Here is an 18963-nt window from a genome sequence, read left to right on the forward strand (position 1 = left end):
GCGCCTCACCGCCGCACCCCCGCCCGACTGCACATCAGGAGCCGGCCGCCGTGGAGCTCACCAGTACGCCGCTGCTCGTCACGCTGATCTCCGTCACCGTCCTCGCCGTGCTCGCCGCGCTGCTGCTGTGGAACCGGATTCCCGGGCCCGGCTGGGTGCGCTGGCCCTCCCGGGTGGTGATGCTCGCGCTGTGCCAGATCACCGCCATCGCCGCCACCGCCGCCTGGATCAACGGCAGCTACGGGCTCTACACCTCCTGGGACGACCTGCTCGGCACCGGCAGCGCCCGGGACGCCTCGGTGCTGACCGGGCCGGCGCCGGGCCGGGCCACGTTCACCCGGGCCGCCGACGGCACCCGCAGCACCTGGTTCCGCGGTTCCCGTTCGAAGCTCGCCGGGCAGGTGATCGTGTGGACGCCCCCGGAGTACGCGGCCCCGGGCGCGAAGCGGACCCGGTTCCCGGTGGTGGTGCTGCACGGCTCCCCGGGCTCGCCCCGCACCTGGCTCGACCTGGGGGACATGCCGGGGGCGGCCGAGGAGCTGATTCGGCTGGGCGCGGCCCATCCGTTCATCCTCGTCATCCCGGAGATCTCCCCGGGCGGGGTGAACACCGACTGCAGCAACGTCCCCGGGCGCCAGGTGGCCGACTGGCTGGCGGCGGACGTACCGGAGGTCGTCGCCAGGAACTTCCGCACCCTGCGCGGGCCCGGTGGCTGGGGCCTGCTGGGCGTCTCCACCGGGGGCTTCTGCGCGGCCAAACTGCCGCTGCAGTACCCGAAGGCGTTCCGGGCGGGCGCGGCCCTGGACCCGGATCCCCTCTCCGGGGACCCGGAGGTGCTGCCCGACCCGGTGCTGCGGGAGCGGAACAGCCCGCAGTCGCTGGTCCGGCAGGCGAAGGGGGCCGATGTCGGGCTGTTCCTGGCCACCTCCGCGCAGGACCGGTCCAGCCCTCCGGGGCAGTTGGAGGCGTTCCGCCGGGCCGCGGCAGGCAGCGGGGTCCGGGTCAAGACCCTGGTCCGCCCGGCCGGCGGCCACAACTTCCAGGCGTGGAGCGGAATGTACGCGGATGCCCTGGGCTGGCTGAGCACAGAGCTCTCCCCACCCACCGCCGGCCACTGACCACCGGCGGGGTACCCGGGCACGACGCAGTAGCCGACCTCGACCTCTCGCTGAGCTCTGCGAAGCGGACGCGTTTCGGGGCGGAGAGGGTCTCGCTGTCCCCTGCATTACGGCCTCGGCGGCCGGGTACCGGTGTGTTCAGCCGCGTTCCCAGTAGGCGCAGCCGTGCGGGGTGCCCGGGGGTCCTCCCGTCGGACTGGGACAGGGATGAGGCGGATCGCTCGGCGGGGAGACGCGTTCCCACCGGTTCGGAGCCGACGGCGGCCCGCCCACGTCGTCCAGGTACAGCGTGAAGGCTCCGCTCGCCGACACCAGGGCCAGCCACCCCGCCCCCACCCACCGCCAGGCCTGCCGCGACATCGGCCCCCCTCGCTGTCGATCACCGTCCTGCGGTCACGCACGCTACCCGGCGTGTCCGCCGCGCGGGTGCGTCCCGGCCACGGTCCGGTCGCGTCCGGCTGATGCCCCGTCACCCGGTCCGGCGTCCGGTCGGGCGGACTGTCGGACGGACGGGCAGGGCTTCGACGCTGTTGCCGATGAAGCTGCGCTGGCGGGGCAGTTCGGCCTCGGGAACGGCGAGGTCGAGGTCCGGGAAGCGGGTGAACAGCCCCTCCAGGGCGATCACGGCCTCCAGCCGGGCCAGCGGGGCGCCCACGCAGTAGTGCACGCCGTGCCCGAAGGAGAGGTGGCGGGCCGCGCCGGGGCGGGTGAGGTCGAAGCGGGCGGCGTCCGGGCCGTGGAAGGCCTCGTCGCGGCCCGCCGCGGTGTAGCCGGCGAGGACCGGAGTGCCCCGCGGGATGAGGTGTCCCCCGAGGTCGAGGTCGCGGGTCGGGTAGCGGAACGGGAACCAGCTGACCGGGCCGTCCCATCGCAGGGTCTCGTCCACCACGTCCGACCAGCTCGCCTTGCCGTCCCGCACGAGCGCGAGCTGGTCCCGGTGGGTGCACAGCGCACGGACGGCGTTGCTGATCAGGTTGAGGGTGGTCTCGTGGCCGGCGACCAGCATCAGGCGCATGGTGCCGATGAGTTCGGCCTCGCTGAGCCGGTCGCCGTCGTCGTCGCGGGCGGCCATGAGGGCGCTGGTCAGGTCGTCGCCGGGGGCGGCCCGGCGGGCGGCCGCGATGGTGCCCATCAGTTCGATCAGCTCGCGGGCGGCGGCCATTTTCTCGGCGGGACCGGTGCCGGTGTCGATGATCACCGTGGAGGAGAGGTGGTGCAGCCGCTCGCGGTGCTCGGGTTCCACGCCGAGGAGTTCGCAGATCACGTTCATCGGCAGCGGGAGCGCGAGGTGGGTGCGCAGGTCGGCGACGCCGTCCGGGGCGGCGGCGGCCGCCCGGCCGAGGTCGTCCAGCAGTTCGGCGGTCAGCTCCTCGATGCGCGGGCGCAGCCGCTCCACCTGGCGGGCGGTGAAGGCGTTGCCGACGAGGGAGCGCAGCCGGCGGTGGTCGGCCCCGTCGGCGGTGTGCATGCCCTGCGCGTTGGCGAAGACCCGCAGCGGCCAGTCCGGGGGGACGGTGCCGTCGTACAGGGCCGGGCAGTGCCGGGAGTCCTTGGCCACGTCGGGGTGGGCGAGGAACTCCTTGAGCGCGTCGTGGCCGAGGACGACCGCGCCGGGCACCCCGCCGGGCAGGACCACGTCCGCGACGGGTCCCCGGGCGCGCAGGGAGGCGTTGAGGGCGTGCGGGCAGCCGCCGGACGGGTCGATGGCGTACGGGGGCGCGGGCCGCTCGACCCCCGGTGCGGGGGCGGGGGTGCGGGCCGGGGTCTCGGGTGACAAGCGGGCTCTCCTGACCGTATGGACGATTCCCGGCCAACAGTGCGATGCGGAGGGCGGGTTGGGCAAGAGCGGGTCACCGGGCCCTGGTCCCGGTGGTGGCCGGACGGGCCAGGTGCAGCCGGGTGTGGAACCAGCCCGCGGCCTCCTTCCCGGCCGGGTCCTCGCCGAGGGCGGTGACGGCCCGCACCGCCCGCCGCTGCTCCTCGGGGTCGGTGAAGCGCCGCTGCGGGCTGATGCCCTCGGCCCGTTCGACGATGAGCCCGTACGACTCCAGGCAGCCGGCGATCGCCCGGTAGTCGTGGGTGCGCAGGACGAACGCGGCCACCGGTACGGGCTGTCCGACGGCGGTGAGCAGCCGGCCGAAGGTGCGCTCGGTGAGGAAGCTGGTGCCTCCGGTGATGGTGATCAGGCCGACTCCGCGGGCCGAGCTCCGCAGCCGCTCCCCCGGTTCGGCGGTCTCCAGGTCCTCGGCGTGGCCCTCGTCGAGGAGTCCGGCCGCGACCGCGTACTCGACGGCGGGCCCCGAGGCGTCGATGCCGAGGGCGGGGACGGCGTCGGGGCGGCGGCGGGCGGCGTAGAAGTCCCTGTCCCTGGCGATGAGGGCGGCCGTGGTGAGCCGGGCCGCCGCCGGGGCGGTGTAGTGCGCGTACAGCTCGTCGAGCGTGACGTCGTGGTTGACGAGGGCGGCGTTGATCCCGTACGAGCAGCACAGGTCGAGCATCGCGGGCCGGTCGGGCCGGAGTTCGGCGGCGAGGGCCCGGAAGACGGGCTGGGCGTGGGCGGGGGTCTGGTACGCGTACGGTCGGAGGCGGGTGAAGTACCCGCGGGGGTCGGGGAGGGTGTAGACCTCGTCGAAGCTGGTCATGGCCGTAGGGCTCATCGGGCGGTTCTCCTCGGAGGGCGGGAGGGGGCCGTTCGGTGGGGGGCGGGGGCGCGGTCCAGTCGTATCCGGGCACGGGCGCCGCCGGAAGACGGCCGATCCGGCCACCGCGACGGGCCGCCGGACACGCCCGGGGGTACGCCCGGGGATACGGACGGGGACGCAGCCCGGGACACGGTCGCAGCGCCGCTCGCGGTGCGGCCGGGCGGCATAGGGTCGGGGGATGACGCAGACATTGCGGACTCTCGAAGGCAAGGTCGCCCTGGTGGCGGGGGCGACGCGGGGCGCGGGCCGGGGCATCGCGGTCCAACTGGGAGCGCAGGGCGCGACAGTGTACGTGAGCGGGCGCAGCACGCGCGGCCGCCGTTCGGAGTACGACCGGCCGGAGACGATCGAGGAGACGGCGGACCTGGTCACGGCGGCGGGCGGGCGCGGGATCCCCGTGGTCGCGGACCACCTGGTGGCGGAGCAGGTCGAGGCGCTGGTCGGGCGGATCGATGCCGAGCAGGGCCGCCTCGACGTGCTGGTGAACGACATCTGGGGCGGGGAGAAGCTGTTCGAGTGGGACAGCACGGTGTGGGAGCACGACCTCGACAAGGGGCTGCGGCTGCTCCGGCTCGCCGTGGACACCCATGCGATCACCAGCCATTTCGCAGTGCCGCTGCTGCTGCGGGAGCCTGGCGGTCTGGTGGTGGAGATGACGGACGGCACCGCCGACTACAACACCGGCCACTACCGGGTGTCGTTCTTCTACGACCTCGCCAAGGCGGCCGTGCTGCGGATGGCGTTCGCGCTCGGGCACGAGCTGGGGCCGCGCGGGGCGACCGCGGTGGCCCTGACGCCGGGCTGGCTGCGCTCGGAGATGATGCTGGACGCCTTCGGGGTGACGGAGGCGAACTGGCGCGACGCGCTGGGGAAGGTCCCGCACTTCGCGATCTCCGAGACCCCGTCGTACGTCGGCCGGGCGGTGGCGGCGCTGGCCGCGGACCAGGAGGTGGCCCGCTGGAACGGGCAGTCGTTGTCCAGCGGGCAGCTCGCCCGGGAGTACGGCTTCACCGACCTGGACGGCAGCCGGCCGGACGCCTGGCGGTACCTGGTCGAGGTCCAGGACCCGGACCGCCCGGCCGACACCACGGGCTACCGGTGAGCCGACGGTCCGGGCAGTTCCAGTTCGCGGCCGGGGCCGAGCGGGGCGAAGAACCGGGCCACGTCCTCGTCGGTGACGTCGCGCAAGGTGGACGGCGACCAGCGCGGGGTGCGGTCCTTGTCGACGACCTGGGCCCGGATGCCCTCCACCAGGTCGGGTGAGCGCAGCGCGTTGCAGGAGATCCGGTACTCCTGGGCGAGGACCCGCTCCAAGGTGCCGAGGCCCCGGGCCCGGCGGACGGCGGCGTGGGTGACCTTGAGCGCGGTCGGGGACTTGGCCAGGATCGTCCCGGCGGTCTCCTTGGCGGCGGTGTCGCCCTCGGCGAGGAGCCGCTCGACGAGCTCCTCGACGGTGTCGGCGGCGTAGCAGCGGTCGATCCAGTCCCGGCGGGCGGCCAGCTCGCCGGGGGCCGGGGCGGCGGCGTACTGCGGGAGCACCTCGTGGGCGGGGGCGTCGGCGAGGGCGGCGGTCAGCTCGGGGAGCCGGGCGGCGGGGACGAAGTGGTCGGCGAGGCCGCAGAGGATCGCGTCGGCGGCGCCCACGGCCGCACCGGTGAGCGCGAGGTGGGTGCCGAGCAGGCCGGGGGCCCGGCCGAGGAGGTGGGTTCCGCCGATGTCCGGGACGAAGCCGATGCCGGTTTCGGGCATGGCGACGCGGGAGCGCTCGGTGACGACGCGGATGCTGCCGTGGGCGGAGACGCCGACGCCGCCGCCCATGACGATGCCGTCCATGAGGGCGACGTACGGCTTGGGGTAGTGGGCGATCAGGGCGTTGAGCCGGTACTCGTCGCGCCAGAAGGCGGCGGAGGCGGAGGTGCCGGCCTTCGCGTCGTCGTGGATGGCGCGGATGTCCCCGCCGGCGCACAGGCCGCGCTCGCCGGCGCCGCGGATGATCACCTGGGCGACGGCCCGGTCCTGCGCCCAGGCGCGCAGGGCCTCCTCGATCCGCAGCACCATGGGGTGGGTGAGGGCGTTGAGGGCCCGGGGGCGGTTGAGGGTGATCACCCCCGTTCGCCCTTCGGAGTGGAACAGGACGGGGTCGTCTGCGGCGTCTTCGCTCTTCACGGCAGCCAGTATGTGCGACGTCCTCGCTGTCGGTCCGACCGCGTTCGCGGTGCTGACCGCCGCGTGGGTGTCCCGGTCCAGGAAACGACGGCCTCGGGTTGACCCGACACCGGGCCGGTGACCCCTGCACGGGGAGTGGGCCCAGGTAGGGTAGCGGCCGCGCGAAAGACGCCGGGCCCGTGGCGGAGTTCGCGGCCATCTGGCGGGACAAGCCCAAGTACGTGTACGCGCGCACCCTCCGCCAGGAGGACCTCGCCTGGAACTCCACCGTGGTGCGGGACGTCGTCCCGGAGGAGGTGGCCGCGCTCAAGGCGGCCCCGGGCGGGGACCTGGCGCTGGGCGGGGCCGACCTGGCCGCCTCGTTCCTGCGCCAGGACCTGGTGGACGCGTACCGGATCTACGTGCACCCGGTGCGGATCGGCCGCGGCAAGCCGCTGTTCCCGCCCGTGGAGGGGCGGGTGCCGCTGCGGCTGGAGGGCACACGCACCTTCGGCCACGGGGTGGTGCTGCTGTCGTACGCGCCCCCCTAGGGGTGGCGAGCGGCGCTGCGGGGCGTGCGGGAATCAGCTGCGGGGCCGGGCCCGGTGGGCCTGCCAGGCGGCGAGGGCCTCGGCGCGGGTGCCGTCCGGGTGGCGGACGTGCCACTCGCGCAGGAACCGGTTGAACTCGAACTGGGCTCCGACCTCGCGGGGCTCGGCGGCCTCCGCGCGTGTCGCGTGCCAGTGGGCGACGGCATCGGCGAGGGTGCGGCCGGCGCCGCCGGCGATGTAGTCCCGCATGAAGGCGTCGAAGTGGAAGCCGGGCCCGATCTCCCGGACGAAGAACTCCCGGAGCACCTGGCTGCACCGCTGGCCCTCCGGGATCACCGCGTCCCCGTCGACGGGTGCGGCGAGCTGGCGGCCCGCCCGCCGGCGCACCGGGACGGGAGCCGGGGCCGGGCGGCCGTCGAGCGCGGCGGCCAGGCGGGCGGTCAGCGCGGCTTTGCCGCCTCCCGTGGGCAGCCCCGTCGCGCGGGCCAGGGAGGTCAGTTCGGCGAGGGTCCAGTACCAGCGCCGCAGCTCCGCCCCGGACAGTCCCGCATTCAGTGCGGGCCGGGATTCCTCGATATTCGTACTCACGTTCCCATTTTAGGCGCCACGCCCTCCGCCGGCCACCTGCGGGCAGGGCGCCACCGCCGCGAGATCGCCGCCTGCCCGGAAACCCGAACAGGGTAACGATCCGGGCAACTTGCGGCCGGTAATGGGAAATTGGCCAGTACAACGAGCTCTGACGTGCCATCAAATGGCCGGAATTGTAGCCGTTTCAGCTGTGGCTATGCTCATCACTTGAGTGACCGAGGACTTTTATCGATCACTTATGGGCAGAGTGGGGCGGCCGAGAAACACCCCCACAGGACCGCAGGACCGGAGAACCCGATGGACAGCAACCTCGTCATCCAGACCCCCCGGGGTGGCAAGGCGTTCGACGAAAGCCAAGTGCCGCTCTACTACACCCGCAAGACGGCCGACATCCTCCACAAGTACGGCCCCGGCCCCCGAGTGCACTTCCACATGGGCATGTTCGCCCCCGGTGCCACCCCCAACACCACGGTCACCCAGCGCGTGCTCAAGCGCCGCATCGTGGAGTCCCAGGAGGCCATCGTCGAGCACGCCGCCCGGTCGTGGGGCGCGTACGCCAACCCGCCCGGCCGGCTCCTCGACATCGGCTGCGGGGTCGGCGGCGGCTCCCTCTACTGGGCGCAGGAGCACGGTGCGCAGGTCACGGGCCTGACGGTCACGGCCGACCACATACCCGTGGTGCAGGACTTCGCCCGCCAGGCCGGGGTGGCCGACCGGGTCACCCCGCTCCTCGCCGACGTGCACGACTACACCGCCGGCCGCGAGTACGACGCCGCGTACGCCAACGAGAGCTCCGGCTACATGGACCGCGAGCGGCTCTTCCAGGTCGTCGCCGGCTGCCTGAAACCGGGCGGCTGGTTCGGCATCCAGGAGCACTTCGTCTGCCGGCCCGAGTGGACCGACTTCATCGACCGCTACTACAAGACCCGCCTGGGCACGCTCACCGAGTACCTGCGCGCCGCCGAGGCGGCCGGGTTCGAACTGGAGCAGGACGAGGACGTCACCGACCGGGTCGCCGAGTTCTGGGTGCAGTCCATGGCCTGGAACACCGCCGAACTGGACCGCGTGGAGCTCCACGACGCCCGCTCCACCTGGTCCCGCGAGCGGCTCCAGGAGTCCACCATCACGCACGGCAAGCTGTTCCGCATCTGGCGCGACCACGCGCTGGAGACCCGGCTGCTGCTGTTCCGCCTGGCGGGGAGGAACTGACGCCATGCCGCCCTCGTACGCGAAGGACTCCACCCCCTCCCGCATCGGCTGGCAACTGCCAGCCCTCTACTGCCCGTTCGAACGGGACCTGATCCATCCGAAGGCCGCCGAACTGGAAGAGCGCGCCGTGGCGTGGCTCGACGGACACCGTCTGTACGCCGACGCCACCGAACGCGCCTGGGGCCTCGCCACGCGCAGCGCGGAGTTCACCGCCCGGATCATCCCGTACGGCGACGTGGAGACGATGCTGCTGTTCGCGCAGTGGAACTACTGGGCGTTCGCCATCGACGACTGGCAGGACTCCGGCTCCCCTTCCGGGCTGTCCCGCACGGCCGTCGTGGCCGACCACGGCGCGCGGCTCATACGTTCCGTCAAAGCTCCGGGGTCCCGTCTGCTGCCCCCCGGGCCGTTCACGGCGGCCCTGGAGGACCTGGCCGTCCGCACCCACGAAATGCTCACCCCGGCCCAGCTGCACAGGTTCCTCCAGGGGATGCAGGACTGGGTGTTCGGCTCGACCTGGCAGACCGGATACGGGGAGCGGGGTCTCATGCCCGGGCTGAACGAGTTCACCGCCATGCGCATGGCGGTGAACGGCACCCGCTTCACCCTCACATGGTGCGATGCCGCCAACGGGATCGACGTGCCGCCGGAAGTCCTGTACTCGGCACCGGTGCAGGCCTTGACCGACGCAGCCGGCTTCATCGTCGGTTGCGACAACGACTTCTTCTCGTACAACAAGGACGACCACCAGGAACCCCTGGAGGAAAACCTGGTCAATGTCCTCGCCCAGGAGCGCGGCTGTACTCCGGCGCAGGCGCTCGCGGAGGCGGTGGCCCTCAGGGACCGCGTGGTGGGGCTGTTCCTCAGGCTCCGCGACCACGTGGCCCGCGGTGCGGATGCCGAGCTCCTGAGATACCTGCGGTCGCTTGAGCACTGGATCGCCGGCGACGCCGAATACCACAACCGGGCCCCCCGGTACGCGAGCCCCCGCAACCGGAACGTCCTGCCGGTCGAGGGGGCTTCGTACGACGTCGTCTACGGGGACACGCCATCGGACCCGAGCATCGAGCCGCTGCCGGTACCGACTCTCGCCGGGTGGTGGCAGCAGCTCGACAGATAACGGGGGAAGGGCGGCTCAGCCCCGCCGGAACAGCCTGGACCACCAGGAGGCCCGGCGCGGCGGCCGCTCGGCCCGCTCGGGCACGGCGACGCGTACCGGCGCCGGAGCAGGCACGCGCGTGGGGACCGGGGTGGAGCCGGTGACCACGGCCCCGTGCGGGGAAAAGGCGACGGGTAGCTCCACCAGGTGGCGCGACATCAGCGAGGACTTCCACTGCAACTCGCCCTCGAATACGGCCAGCTCCATGTCCGGCAGGCGCGTGAGGAGGGTGTCGATGCCGGTGTCTGCGATGGCGCGGCCGATGTCCTGCCCCGGGCACTCGTGCGGCCCGCTACTGAAGGCCAGGTGCGAGCGGTTGCCGTGAACGGGCTCCGCAAGGTCGGGCCGGATCTCGGGGTCCACATTGCCCGGGGCAAGGCCCAGCAGCAGCATGTCACCTGCCTTGATCGGCGTTCCGCCGAGCTCGGTGTCCCCGGTGGCCCAACGCCCCAGGATCGTCATGAAGGGCGGATCGTCCCACAGGACCTGCTCCAGGGCGTCCGGCAGGGTCATGTGGCCTCCGGACAGGCTCGCCCGAAAACGGCCGTCGGTCAGGACCACGCGCAGCGTGTTCGCGATCAGGTTGGCCGTCGACTCGAAGGCGGCGATCAGCACCAGCCGCAGGTGCTCGACGATCTCCGCGTCGGTGAGCTGCGTGCGGTGCTCCAGCAGCCAGGAGGTGAAGTCCCGGCCCGGGACGACCCGTTTGCGGTCGACCAGTTGCTCAAGGGTCTCGGTGACGTACTTGTTGCTCGCGACAGCGGTCTCGGTGCCCTTGATCATGTCGCGGGCGGCCTCCACGAGGCGCGGACCATAAGAGTCCGGCATCCCGACGAGCTGCGTCATCACCAGCATCGGCAGCGGTTCGGCGAAGTCCGAGACCAGGTCGGCCCGGCCCGTCTGCACGAACGAGTCGATGAGCTGGTTCGCGAAGCGCGTCACGTAGCGGCGGACGCCGCGCCGGTCGAAGCGCTCCAGCGATTCGGTGACCGCGCCGCGCAGCCGCTCGTGCTCGGGCCCCTCGACGAGGTGGCACACCGGCTGCCAAGCGGTCATCGGGGTCAGCGGGTGGTCCGGCGGGACGTTGCCGTCCTGCATGTCCCGCCAGCGGCGCGGGTCGCGGGAGAAGCGGGTGGGGGTGCGGGCCACGTCGAGGTTCTCACGGTGACCGAGGACGAGCCAGGCGGGCAGGTCGCCCTGGACCAGCACGGGGGCCACGGAGCCGTACTCGGCGCGCAGCTTCTCGTACAGGGCCATCGGGTCCGCTTCCGCCTCGGGGCCGTAGAGCCGGTGCGCCGGGCAGCCCGGCGGCGGGACGGCGGGGTCGGACGAGGGGGTTCTCACAAGGCCTCCGGGGTCACGGCGAGGGAGTGCAGGTAGCGCATGAGCGTCATGAGGACGTCACGGCTGGAGTCGCGGCGCCGGGCGTCGCAGACGACCAGCGGTACGGACTCGGGCAGGTCGAGGGCGGCCCGCACGTCCGGGAGGGGGTGCTCGGGCGCGTCGGGGAAGGAGTTGACGGCGACGACGAAGGGCACGCCGCGCTCTTCGAGCCGGCCGATCACGTCGAAGCTGACCTCCAGCCTGCGGGTGTCGACCAGGACCACCGCACCGAGGGCGCCCTCGAACAGGCCCCGCCACAGGAACCAGAAGCGCTCCTGTCCGGGGGTGCCGAAGAGGTAGAGCACCAGCTCCTCGTTGATGCTGATCCGGCCGAAGTCCATGGCCACGGTGGTGGAGGTCTTGCGTTCCACGCCGGCCGTGTCGTCGACGCCGACCCCGGCCTGGGTCATCGTCTCCTCGGTGGTCAGCGGCCGGATCTCGCTCACGGACCCGACCAGGGTCGTCTTGCCGACCCCGAATCCGCCCACGATCACCACCTTGACCGCGGCGGCGGCCGTGGCCGGCAGCGCGTCCTCGCGCCGCGGGCCGGCCCGGAGGTGTCCGTGGTGGGATGCCGCGGACGGCTCAGAGCTTTCGAAGTCCATCGATGACTGCCTCTATCAGTGCCAGGTCGGGGAGTTTGGCGGGGGCGACGGGCGGGCGGGACAGCACGTGCCCGTCGGTGATCAGGTCGCCGAGGAGCACGGTGACCACGCTCACCGGCAGGCCGAGGTAGGCGGACACCTCGGCCACCGAGAGCGGCGACTGGCACAGCCGAATGATCGCCGTGTGCTCCGGCTGCATCCCGGGTTTGGGCCCCGACTTGGCGATGATCAGCGTGACCAGGTCCAGCGGGGCGGTGGAGTCCGCCCCGCTGCGCCCGCCCGTGATCACGTACAGCCGCTCGGGAGTGCCGTCTTCCCAGTCCCGGCCCGGGTTGCTCACGCGGGCTGTCCGTCGCGCCGCGGCGGGCTGCTGAGGTGCTCTCCGATCCGGGCGACGAGGTCGCGCATGCGCTGGCCCATCAGTCCGGCGTCGACGCCCTCGTCCGCGAGGACGGCGAGGTAGGCGCCGGCACCGGCCGCCATGAGGTAGAAGAACCCGCCGTCCATCTCGATGACGACGAGCCGCATCCGGCCGCTGCTGTGCGGCAGTTCGGTGGCGACGGCGCCGGCGAGGCTCTGCAGTCCGGCGCAGGCGGCGGCGAGCCGGTCGGCGGTGTCGGTCTCCGCGCCGTACTGCGCCATGCGCAGGCCGTCGGCGGACAGGACGATGACGTGCCGGGTCTGCGGAACGCTCTCGGCCAGGTCCTTGAGCATCCAGTCCATGTTGCTCTGCTGCTGACTCACGGCTGTTCCCCCTTGCTCGCCGGGCTCGGCGAGGCGTCTGTGTTCTGGCTTGCTGCGCCGCTGCGGCTCGCGACGGTCTTGCTGCTGGTCTCTCCGGTCAGGCCGCCCTGGAAGGCGGCCAGCCACATGCCGGGCTGTACTTCGGGCTCCGGCGCGGGCGCCGGTGCGGCCCCGACCCCGGCGCGGGCGGCGGCGGCCGCCGCCGCGTCGATGACCGGGTCGGTGCCGGTGCCGCTGCCGGAGTGGGTGCCGGGCAGGTCGGTCCCGGTCATCCTGGTCCGGCGGCGGCGCTGCGGGAGACCGGTGGCGGTCCGCTCCGTCACCACGGGTACCTCGTCGATCTCCAGCGGTTGCCGCGGGCCGGTGACCGGCCGGGGGCGTGCGGAGAGTTCGGCGGGCGCGCCCGCCGCGGCCGGTGCGCCGGCCGGCCCGGACCCCTGCGGCAGGGCCGCCCGGGGGCCGGAGGAGGTGCCGATGCCGTGCGCGACGCCGGTCGCGGACGCGGCCGCGGTGATCAGCGCCTGCGGGATGACGAGGACGGCGCGGACGCCGCCGTACGCCGACGCGCGCAGGGAGACCTGGAAGTCGTACGCCTGCGACAGCCGGCCGACGACCGCGAGGCCGAGGCGGGGCGTCTCGCCGAGGTCCGTGAGGTCGATGCCCTGCTGTGCCTGGCGGAGCATGCGCTCGGCCCGCCTGCGGGCCTCCTCGCTCATGCTCACGCCGCCGTCCTCGATCTCGACGGCGATGCCCGAGTTCACGTCCACCGCGGTCAGGTGGACCTTGGTCTGCGGCGGCGAGTAGCGGGTGGCGTTGTCGAGGAGCTCGGCCAGGGCGTGGATGAGCGGTTCGACGGCCGGGCCGACGACGGCGACCTGGGAGACCGAGTGGAGCTCGACGCGCTGGTAGTCGATGATCCGCGACATGGCGCCGCGGAGCACGCTGTACAGCGGGACGGCCTTGGACCACTGGCGGCCGGGGCGGGCGCCGCCGAGGACGGCGATGGAGTCGGCGAGGCGCCCGATGAGGGCGGTGCCGTGGTCCAGGCGCAACAGGTCGCCGAAGACGTCGGGGCTGCGGCCGTGCCGGTCCTCCATCTCGCGGAGCTCCTGGGCCTGCTGGTGCACAATGGCCTGAACTCGTCGGGCGATGTTGACGAAGGCGCGCTGCGCGGAGTCGCGCAGGTCCTCCTCGGCGACCACGGCGTCGAGGACGGAGCGCAGCACGGCCTGGTGAGCGGCCCTGAACTCGGGGGTCAGGCCGGGCCCGTGCGTGCCGGGCTCCTCCAGGGAGGCGAGCACCTCCTCGGGGAACTCGCCCCTGCGCAGCCGCTCGACGACGTCGGGCAGCAGCTCCTGGGCCAGCCGAACGGTCTCCGCCTGCTGCCGGGCGAGCGCCGCCTCCTGAGCGGCGGCCACGGCCCTCAGGGCGGCCACCGCCTTGCCCCGGCGGGCGGCCTCGGCGCAGGCCAGGGCGACCGCGACACAGGCGACGGCACCGATCCAGGCCACGGGCGTGCGGGCGGCTGCCGGCGCCAGAACCAGGGCCACGACCGTGGCTGCGGCGATTGCCAGGGCGGGAAGCGCCCATGCGGCGGGTGAGGTGGGCCCTGGACTTCCGGGCGACGATCCCACGCGAACCATCAGAACCCTCAAACGATCGAAAGCGAATGATCATATGACAACGGCCCGGAATCTTAGCGTCTTTGAACACGGCCCTTGACAGCAGGTCACGTTCTGGACACAGCAAGCACGTTGGAGGATCCGGTTCTGGCCGAAACCCGTTTGTGAGCCGGTCAGAAGGGGTTCGCACGTCCGTCCGGTTCGCAGTCCCACCCAGTGCGGAACAAATCCTTCCCCGCATGGACAATGGCCCTCGACCGGGCAAGATCATCCCCAGCCCGGCAGCCCATTCGGGTTCGAATCACGGAATAACGGAACAGGAGCGCACGCGTTGAACCGTCAGGCGCGCGAACACGCCCAGAACTTCCTGCACCAGGGCGAGCGGCTGATCGCCGCATGCGGCTACGAGCTCGGCCCCGGCGTGCCGACGCCGCCCGAAGACCTGGTTCCCCCGGCGGAGCCCGCGGCGCTCAACCGGCGCATCGAGGAGCGGATACCGGGCCCGCTGCGCCGGCTGATCGCCGCTCAGCTGGACCCCCGGCACTCCCGGCCGGCAGCCGCCGCGAACGCCGTCGACCGGATGCCGAACGCCGTCGACGACCTCGGCTCCCGGATGATGCACGGCACGAGCATGGAGGGCGGCTGGCAGAGCGCGGCCGGACGCTTCCTCATCGGGCGGGCCGGCGCCCGCGGTTCGGTCGAGGGGGTCCTCGCCGTGACCGACCGGCGGTGGATCGCACTGACCGACGTCTCGCCGCTGTGGCGGTCGACGCCCACGATGAAGCAGTACTGGGAGGCGCCGCGGGCGGCGGTGTCCGCGCTGCGCGCCAACCCGAAGGGCATGCTCCAGAAGGGCCGGGTGGACATCGAGTTCACCGACGGCTCGTGGGTCGCGGTCCTGACCTCGCCCGCCGCGCATGCGGCGCCCTTCGCGGCGGCCGCCGCGTACCACCGCTGAGCCGACCGGCCCCTCCCGCACTCAGCGGTCGGCACGCTCGGCGCGGTCCAGTTCCTCGTCAAGGGCGAGTGCCGCGGCGATGAGTGCCAGATGGGTGAACGCCTGCGGGAAGTTGCCCAGTTGCTCCCCGGTCGGGCCGATCTCCTCGGCGAACAGCCCGACGTGGTTGGCGTACGTCAGCATCTTGTCGAAGGCGTAGCGGGCCATGTCGAGCCGCCCGGCCCGGGCGAGGGCACCGACGTACAGGAAGGTGCACAGGGAGAACGTGCCCTCGTCACCGGCGAGTCCGTCCGGGGACAGCGCTGGGTCGTAGCGGTGCACCAGGCTGTCGGAGACCAGGTCCGCCTCGATGGCGTCCAGGGTCGACAGCCATCGGCGGTCCTTCGGGGACAGGAAGCCGACGGTCGGCATCAGCAGCAGCGAGGCGTCCAGCACGTCGCCGTCGAGGTGCTGGACGAACGCCTGCCGGGCGGTGCTGTAGCCGCGGTCGATGATCTGCTGGAACACCGCGTCCCGCGCCGCGGTCCAGCCGGCCACGTCGGCCGGTCGGGCCAGTTCGCCGGCCAGCCGGACGCCCCGGTCGAAGGCCGTCCAGCACATCAGCCGGCTGTAGGTGAAGTCGCGGCGGCCGCCACGGGTCTCCCAGATGCCCTCGTCGGGCCGGTCCCAGTGGCCGGCCAGCCAGTCGAGGAGCCTGCTGAGGTTCAGCCAGCCGTCGTACCCGGCCAGTTGGGCCGGGTCGGTGGCGTGGCTGAGGGCGTAGACGGCCTCGCCGTAGATGTCGAGCTGCAACTGCCCGGCCGCGCCGTTGCCGACCCGCACCGGGAACGACCCCCGGTACCCCTCGAAGTGGTCGAGGACCTCCTCGTCGAGGTGCGGGTCGCCGTCCACGCGGTACATGATCTGCAGCGGCTCGCCGGTCACCGTTCGGCCGTGCTGCACGCGCGCGCCGAGCCAGCGCCGGAACGCCTCCGCCTCCTCCTCCAACCCCAGGTCGACCAGCGCCTTCACGGACAGGGACGCGTCCCGTACCCAGGTGTAGCGGTAGTCCCAGTTCCGCTCCCCGCCGACCCGCTCCGGCAGCCCCGCGGTGACCGCGGCCACGGGCGCGCCCGTCGGCGCGTACGTCATGAGCTTCAGCGTGATCGCGGACCGGTTGACCATCTGCTGCCAGCGGCCCCGGTAGCGGCTGCGCCGCACCCAGCGGTGCCAGTGGTCGTACGTGGCGAGGAACGCCCGGCGCAGCCCCGCGGGGGTCTGCGGTTCCGGTGCTCCGGCCCCCGGGTCGTGGCACACCGTCAGGACGGCCGCGGTGGTGTCGCCCGCCCGGAGGACCGCCTCCCCCCGTACGCCCGCCCCGTCCGCGGTGAGCCGCACCGCGCCTCCGGTCTGGAGGAAGGCGGTGAGGTCCGGGGTGGTGAAGTGGGCGGTGCCCGCGGTCAGGGCGAGGCCGTGCTCCTCGCGCCCGTAGTCGAAGGCGGGCCGGCAGTCGAGCCGGAAGCGGACGGTGCCGCGGGTGACCCGCATGATCCGGATGATCAGGTGCCGGTCGGCGGGGGCCTCGGCCTCGCCCAGCGGCATGAAGTCGATGACCTCGCCGACGCCCTCCTCGGTCATGAACCGGGTGACGAGGATGGCGGTGTCCGCCAGGTAGAGCTGGCGGGTGACGGCCCCCGGGGCGTCGGCGACGACGGCGAAGTGCCCGCCGCGGTCGTGGTCCAGGAGGGACGCGAACATGCTGGGCGAGTCGAAGCGCGGGGCGCAGAACCAGTCGAGGACCCCGTCGGAGGAGACCAGGGCGGCCGTCCGTAGGTCTCCGATCAGCCCGTGGTCCCCGATCGGCGGATAGCGGCGCATACGAGTCCCTTCGCCGTGGCGGCCCGTCCTCCCTCCCCGCGTCAACGCTAAGGCTGCGGGCGGCACCGGGCACGCGGTGCCGGTGCCCCGGCCCGCGTGTCGTGCGGGCAGGGGTCAGGGGGACGGGGGTCCGGGCCCGGCCTCAGGTCCGGACGTGCAGGGTGGGGAGCCGGGGGGCGGTGCCGGGGACGACCGTACGCCGCAGGCTTCCGGGGCCGTCGGCGAGGCGGAGGCCGGGGTGGCGGGTGAGCAGGGTGCGCAGGGCGATCTCGCACTGGAGGCGGGAGAGGGTGGCGCCGACGCAGTAGTGGATGCCGTGGCCGAAGCCGATGTGCCCCTCGGTGCCGTCCTGCGGCTGCCGGGTGACGTCGAAGCGGTCGGGGTCGTCGAACCGGCGCGGGTCGCGGTTGGCGGACACCAGGACGAACTGGACGCAGTCGCCCTTGCGGATGCGGGTGCCGCGGAAGTCGGTGTCCTCGGCGGCGAAGCGCATCCGCACCATGACGTCGGGGCCGCACCAGCGGACGGCCTCGTTGACGGCTCCCGTCAGCAGCTCCGGCCGCTCGCACAGCAGCCGCAGCTGGTCCGGGTGGGTGAGGAGGGCGGCGAGGCTGTTGATGATCAGCTGGGCGGTGTTGTCGTACCCGGCCATGACCACGTTGAGGACCATGGCCACGGCCTCCTCCTCGGACAGCCGGAAGCCGGCGTCCGCACGGGCGGCGGCGAGGGTGCTGAGCAGGTCGTCGCCGGGTGCCCGGCGCCGCTCGTCCAGCAGCCGCAGCACGGTGTCGACCACGGCGGGCGAGGACGTCCGCAGCCGGTCGGCCTCCGCGGTGAGGATGTCGTCGCCCCACCGGCGGAACACCGCACGGTCCGGCCCGGGTACGCCGGTCAGCTCGCACACGACGGCGACGGCGAGCGGGTAGGCGAACCCGTCGGCGAGTTCGAGGACGCCGTCGGGGCTGCCGTCCCGCAACCCGTCGAGGATCTCCGCGGTGAGCTGCTCGACGCGCGGGTGCAGGACCCGCATGCGGCGGGCGGTGAAGGCGCGGGCGACGGCCCCGCGCAGCCGGGTGTGGTCCGGCGGGTCGATGTCCAGCGCGGAGACCAGGAAGTACTTCTGCACCTCCTCCGGCAGGTTCAGCATGTCCACCAGGATCCGCCGGGGGTCCTCGCCGGTGTGGCCCTCGACGGAGGCGGGGCTGCCGACGAAGCGGCCGTCGCGCAGGCCCTCGCGGACGTCGTCGTAGCGGGTGACCAGCCACACCGGCTGGGTGTCGGTCAGCCACGCGCGGACGACGGGCCCCTGCTCCCGGACCCTGCCGTAGCCGCCGGCGGGATCGGCCAGCAGGTCGGGGTCCAGGAGGTGCAGTTCGCCCGCGGGGCGGAGGGTCGGCTCCTCGATCATGTTCAGCATGTGGGGGGGGTCGGCTTCCTCGGGCGTAGGGGGTGCCGGGGGGCGGAGCGGTGTCAGCGGAGGCGGGCGGCGATGTCCGCGACCAGGGGGGCCTCGTGCGGGACGAGGTAGAAGTGGTCGCCCGGGAAGGAGCGCAGGTCGAAGCGGCCGGGGCCGGTCAGTTCCGCCCAGCAGCGGACGGCCTCCTCGGGGCAGGTGGCGTCGTCGCGGCCGGTGTACGCGGTGATGGGGGTGCGTACGGGTACGGGGGCGTCGGGGCGGTAGGACTCGATGAGGCGGTAGTCGGCGCGCAGGGCGGGCAGCAGGAGCTCCCTCAGTTCGGGGATGAGGTAGACCTCGGACTGGTAGTCGCCGAGCCCGCGCACGGTGGCGATCAGCGCTGCGTCGTCCCCGTCGGCCACCCCGGTCGGGCGGGCCCGGTGCGGTGCGACCCGCCCGGACGCCAGGAGCCGCTCGGGGCGCAGGCCGCGGGCCTCCAGGCGGCGGGTGACCTCGTAGGCGACGGCGGAGCCCATGCTGTGGCCGAACAGGGCGATTGGGAGGTCCAGGTGGGGGGCGAGGGCCTCGGTGACGGCGTCGGCCATCGCGTCCATGGTGTCGATGCACGGCTCCGCGAGGCGGTCCTGGCGGCCCGGGTAGCGCACGGCGAGGAGCTCCACGCCGTCGGGCAGGTGGGCGGGCCAGCCGTGGAAGAGCTGGGCGGTACCGCCGGCGTGCGGGAAGCACACCAGGCGCAGGGTGGCCCGGGCCCGGGCGCGGTGCACCCGGAACCATCGGTCCGCGGTGCGGCGCGGGTCCGCGGGAAGGGCGGGCGGCGGGGCCGTCGTCGAACGGTGGAGGGTCATGGTGGGGGTTCTCCTCGGGGGGCCGGCCCGGGCCGGCCTGCCCCGCTAGCGGGTCGTCGC

At 73.3% G+C, this 18963-nt stretch carries 17 protein-coding genes and 1 pseudogene; 6 read left to right on the forward strand and 12 right to left on the reverse strand.

Going from position 1 to position 18963, the window contains the following annotated elements; genetic code table 11:
• Positions 1-50: 50 nt before the first annotated feature.
• On the forward strand, positions 51-1118 hold the full coding sequence (locus ACFVGY_RS02605; RefSeq protein WP_385669763.1) for an alpha/beta hydrolase: 1068 nt from the start codon (positions 51-53) through the stop codon (positions 1116-1118).
• A gap of 469 nt (positions 1119-1587) precedes the next feature.
• Here the strand turns inward: ACFVGY_RS02605 and ACFVGY_RS02610 are convergent, their stop codons facing one another.
• Entirely contained in the window at positions 1588-2823 is a 1236-nt protein-coding gene (locus ACFVGY_RS02610) for a cytochrome P450 (RefSeq protein WP_385669857.1), read from the reverse strand.
• Positions 2824-2968: 145 nt separating this feature from the next.
• On the reverse strand, positions 2969-3775 hold the full coding sequence (locus ACFVGY_RS02615) for a hypothetical protein (RefSeq protein WP_385669766.1): 807 nt from the start codon (positions 3773-3775) through the stop codon (positions 2969-2971).
• 223 nt (positions 3776-3998) lie between these two features.
• Between ACFVGY_RS02615 and ACFVGY_RS02620 the strand changes: the two genes are divergently transcribed.
• The gene (locus ACFVGY_RS02620; protein ID WP_385669769.1) at positions 3999-4922 is read left to right on the forward strand and encodes an SDR family oxidoreductase; all 924 of its coding nucleotides are present in this window, start codon (positions 3999-4001) and stop codon (positions 4920-4922) included.
• Here the strand turns inward: ACFVGY_RS02620 and ACFVGY_RS02625 are convergent.
• Positions 4913-5995 (reverse strand): enoyl-CoA hydratase/isomerase family protein, encoded by a 1083-nt coding sequence (locus ACFVGY_RS02625; protein ID WP_385669860.1) that lies wholly within the window; start codon positions 5993-5995, stop codon positions 4913-4915. The two genes, ACFVGY_RS02620 and ACFVGY_RS02625, sit on opposite strands and share 10 nt — an antisense overlap.
• 164 nt (positions 5996-6159) lie before the next feature.
• On the opposite strand from ACFVGY_RS02625, the pseudogene ACFVGY_RS02630 reads away from it, so the two are divergent.
• Positions 6160-6516: pseudogene (locus tag ACFVGY_RS02630) on the forward strand (dihydrofolate reductase family protein); the annotation flags it as partial.
• A 33-nt stretch (positions 6517-6549) separates the two neighbouring features.
• Here the strand turns inward: ACFVGY_RS02630 and ACFVGY_RS02635 are convergent.
• Positions 6550-7104 (reverse strand): DUF6434 domain-containing protein, encoded by a 555-nt coding sequence (locus tag ACFVGY_RS02635; RefSeq protein WP_385669772.1) that lies wholly within the window; start codon positions 7102-7104, stop codon positions 6550-6552.
• Positions 7105-7401: 297 nt separating this feature from the next.
• On the opposite strand from ACFVGY_RS02635, the gene ACFVGY_RS02640 reads away from it, so the two are divergent.
• A complete protein-coding gene (locus ACFVGY_RS02640) occupies positions 7402-8313 on the forward strand; it encodes an SAM-dependent methyltransferase (RefSeq protein WP_385669775.1) in 912 nt (303 codons plus the stop codon).
• 4 nt (positions 8314-8317) lie between these two features.
• Positions 8318-9433: a hypothetical protein gene (locus ACFVGY_RS02645; RefSeq protein WP_385669778.1), complete on the forward strand. Its 1116-nt coding sequence runs from the start codon at positions 8318-8320 to the stop codon at positions 9431-9433.
• 15 nt (positions 9434-9448) lie between these two features.
• Here ACFVGY_RS02645 and ACFVGY_RS02650 read toward each other — a convergent pair whose 3' ends face one another.
• From ACFVGY_RS02650 to ACFVGY_RS02670, 5 genes are read right to left on the reverse strand one after another with little or no spacing between them, the layout of a single operon-like run.
• Positions 9449-10816, reverse strand: a complete 1368-nt coding sequence (locus ACFVGY_RS02650) for a cytochrome P450 (RefSeq protein ID WP_385669781.1) — start codon at positions 10814-10816, stop codon at positions 9449-9451.
• Positions 10813-11460: an ATP/GTP-binding protein gene (locus tag ACFVGY_RS02655; protein WP_385669784.1), complete on the reverse strand. Its 648-nt coding sequence runs from the start codon at positions 11458-11460 to the stop codon at positions 10813-10815. Before ACFVGY_RS02655 ends, ACFVGY_RS02650 begins: the two co-directional genes overlap by 4 nt.
• Positions 11441-11800 (reverse strand): DUF742 domain-containing protein, encoded by a 360-nt coding sequence (locus tag ACFVGY_RS02660; RefSeq protein ID WP_385669787.1) that lies wholly within the window; start codon positions 11798-11800, stop codon positions 11441-11443. The genes ACFVGY_RS02655 and ACFVGY_RS02660 overlap by 20 nt, the downstream gene beginning before the upstream one ends.
• Positions 11797-12183, reverse strand: coding sequence for a roadblock/LC7 domain-containing protein (locus ACFVGY_RS02665; RefSeq protein WP_360623255.1), 387 nt, complete (start codon positions 12181-12183; stop codon positions 11797-11799). Before ACFVGY_RS02665 ends, ACFVGY_RS02660 begins: the two co-directional genes overlap by 4 nt.
• A 17-nt stretch (positions 12184-12200) precedes the next feature.
• Positions 12201-13847 (reverse strand): sensor histidine kinase, encoded by a 1647-nt coding sequence (locus ACFVGY_RS02670; RefSeq protein WP_385669790.1) that lies wholly within the window; start codon positions 13845-13847, stop codon positions 12201-12203.
• Between the two features lie 310 nt (positions 13848-14157).
• On the opposite strand from ACFVGY_RS02670, the gene ACFVGY_RS02675 reads away from it, so the two are divergent.
• Positions 14158-14784, forward strand: a complete 627-nt coding sequence (locus tag ACFVGY_RS02675; protein ID WP_385669793.1) for a hypothetical protein — start codon at positions 14158-14160, stop codon at positions 14782-14784.
• A gap of 21 nt (positions 14785-14805) precedes the next feature.
• Here the strand turns inward: ACFVGY_RS02675 and ACFVGY_RS02680 are convergent, their stop codons facing one another.
• The 3 genes from ACFVGY_RS02680 to ACFVGY_RS02690 form a co-directional block, all read right to left on the reverse strand.
• Positions 14806-16641, reverse strand: a complete 1836-nt coding sequence (locus tag ACFVGY_RS02680; protein WP_385669796.1) for a glycoside hydrolase family 15 protein — start codon at positions 16639-16641, stop codon at positions 14806-14808.
• Positions 16642-16783: 142 nt separating this feature from the next.
• Positions 16784-18058, reverse strand: coding sequence for a cytochrome P450 (locus ACFVGY_RS02685; protein WP_385669799.1), 1275 nt, complete (start codon positions 18056-18058; stop codon positions 16784-16786).
• 53 nt (positions 18059-18111) lie between these two features.
• On the reverse strand, positions 18112-18903 hold the full coding sequence (locus tag ACFVGY_RS02690; protein ID WP_385669802.1) for a thioesterase II family protein: 792 nt from the start codon (positions 18901-18903) through the stop codon (positions 18112-18114).
• Positions 18904-18963 lie beyond the last annotated feature (60 nt).

Origin of the sequence: Streptomyces sp. NPDC127106 (genome assembly GCF_042677605.1) — a bacterium.
Taxonomy (GTDB): Bacteria; Actinomycetota; Actinomycetes; order Streptomycetales; family Streptomycetaceae; genus Streptomyces.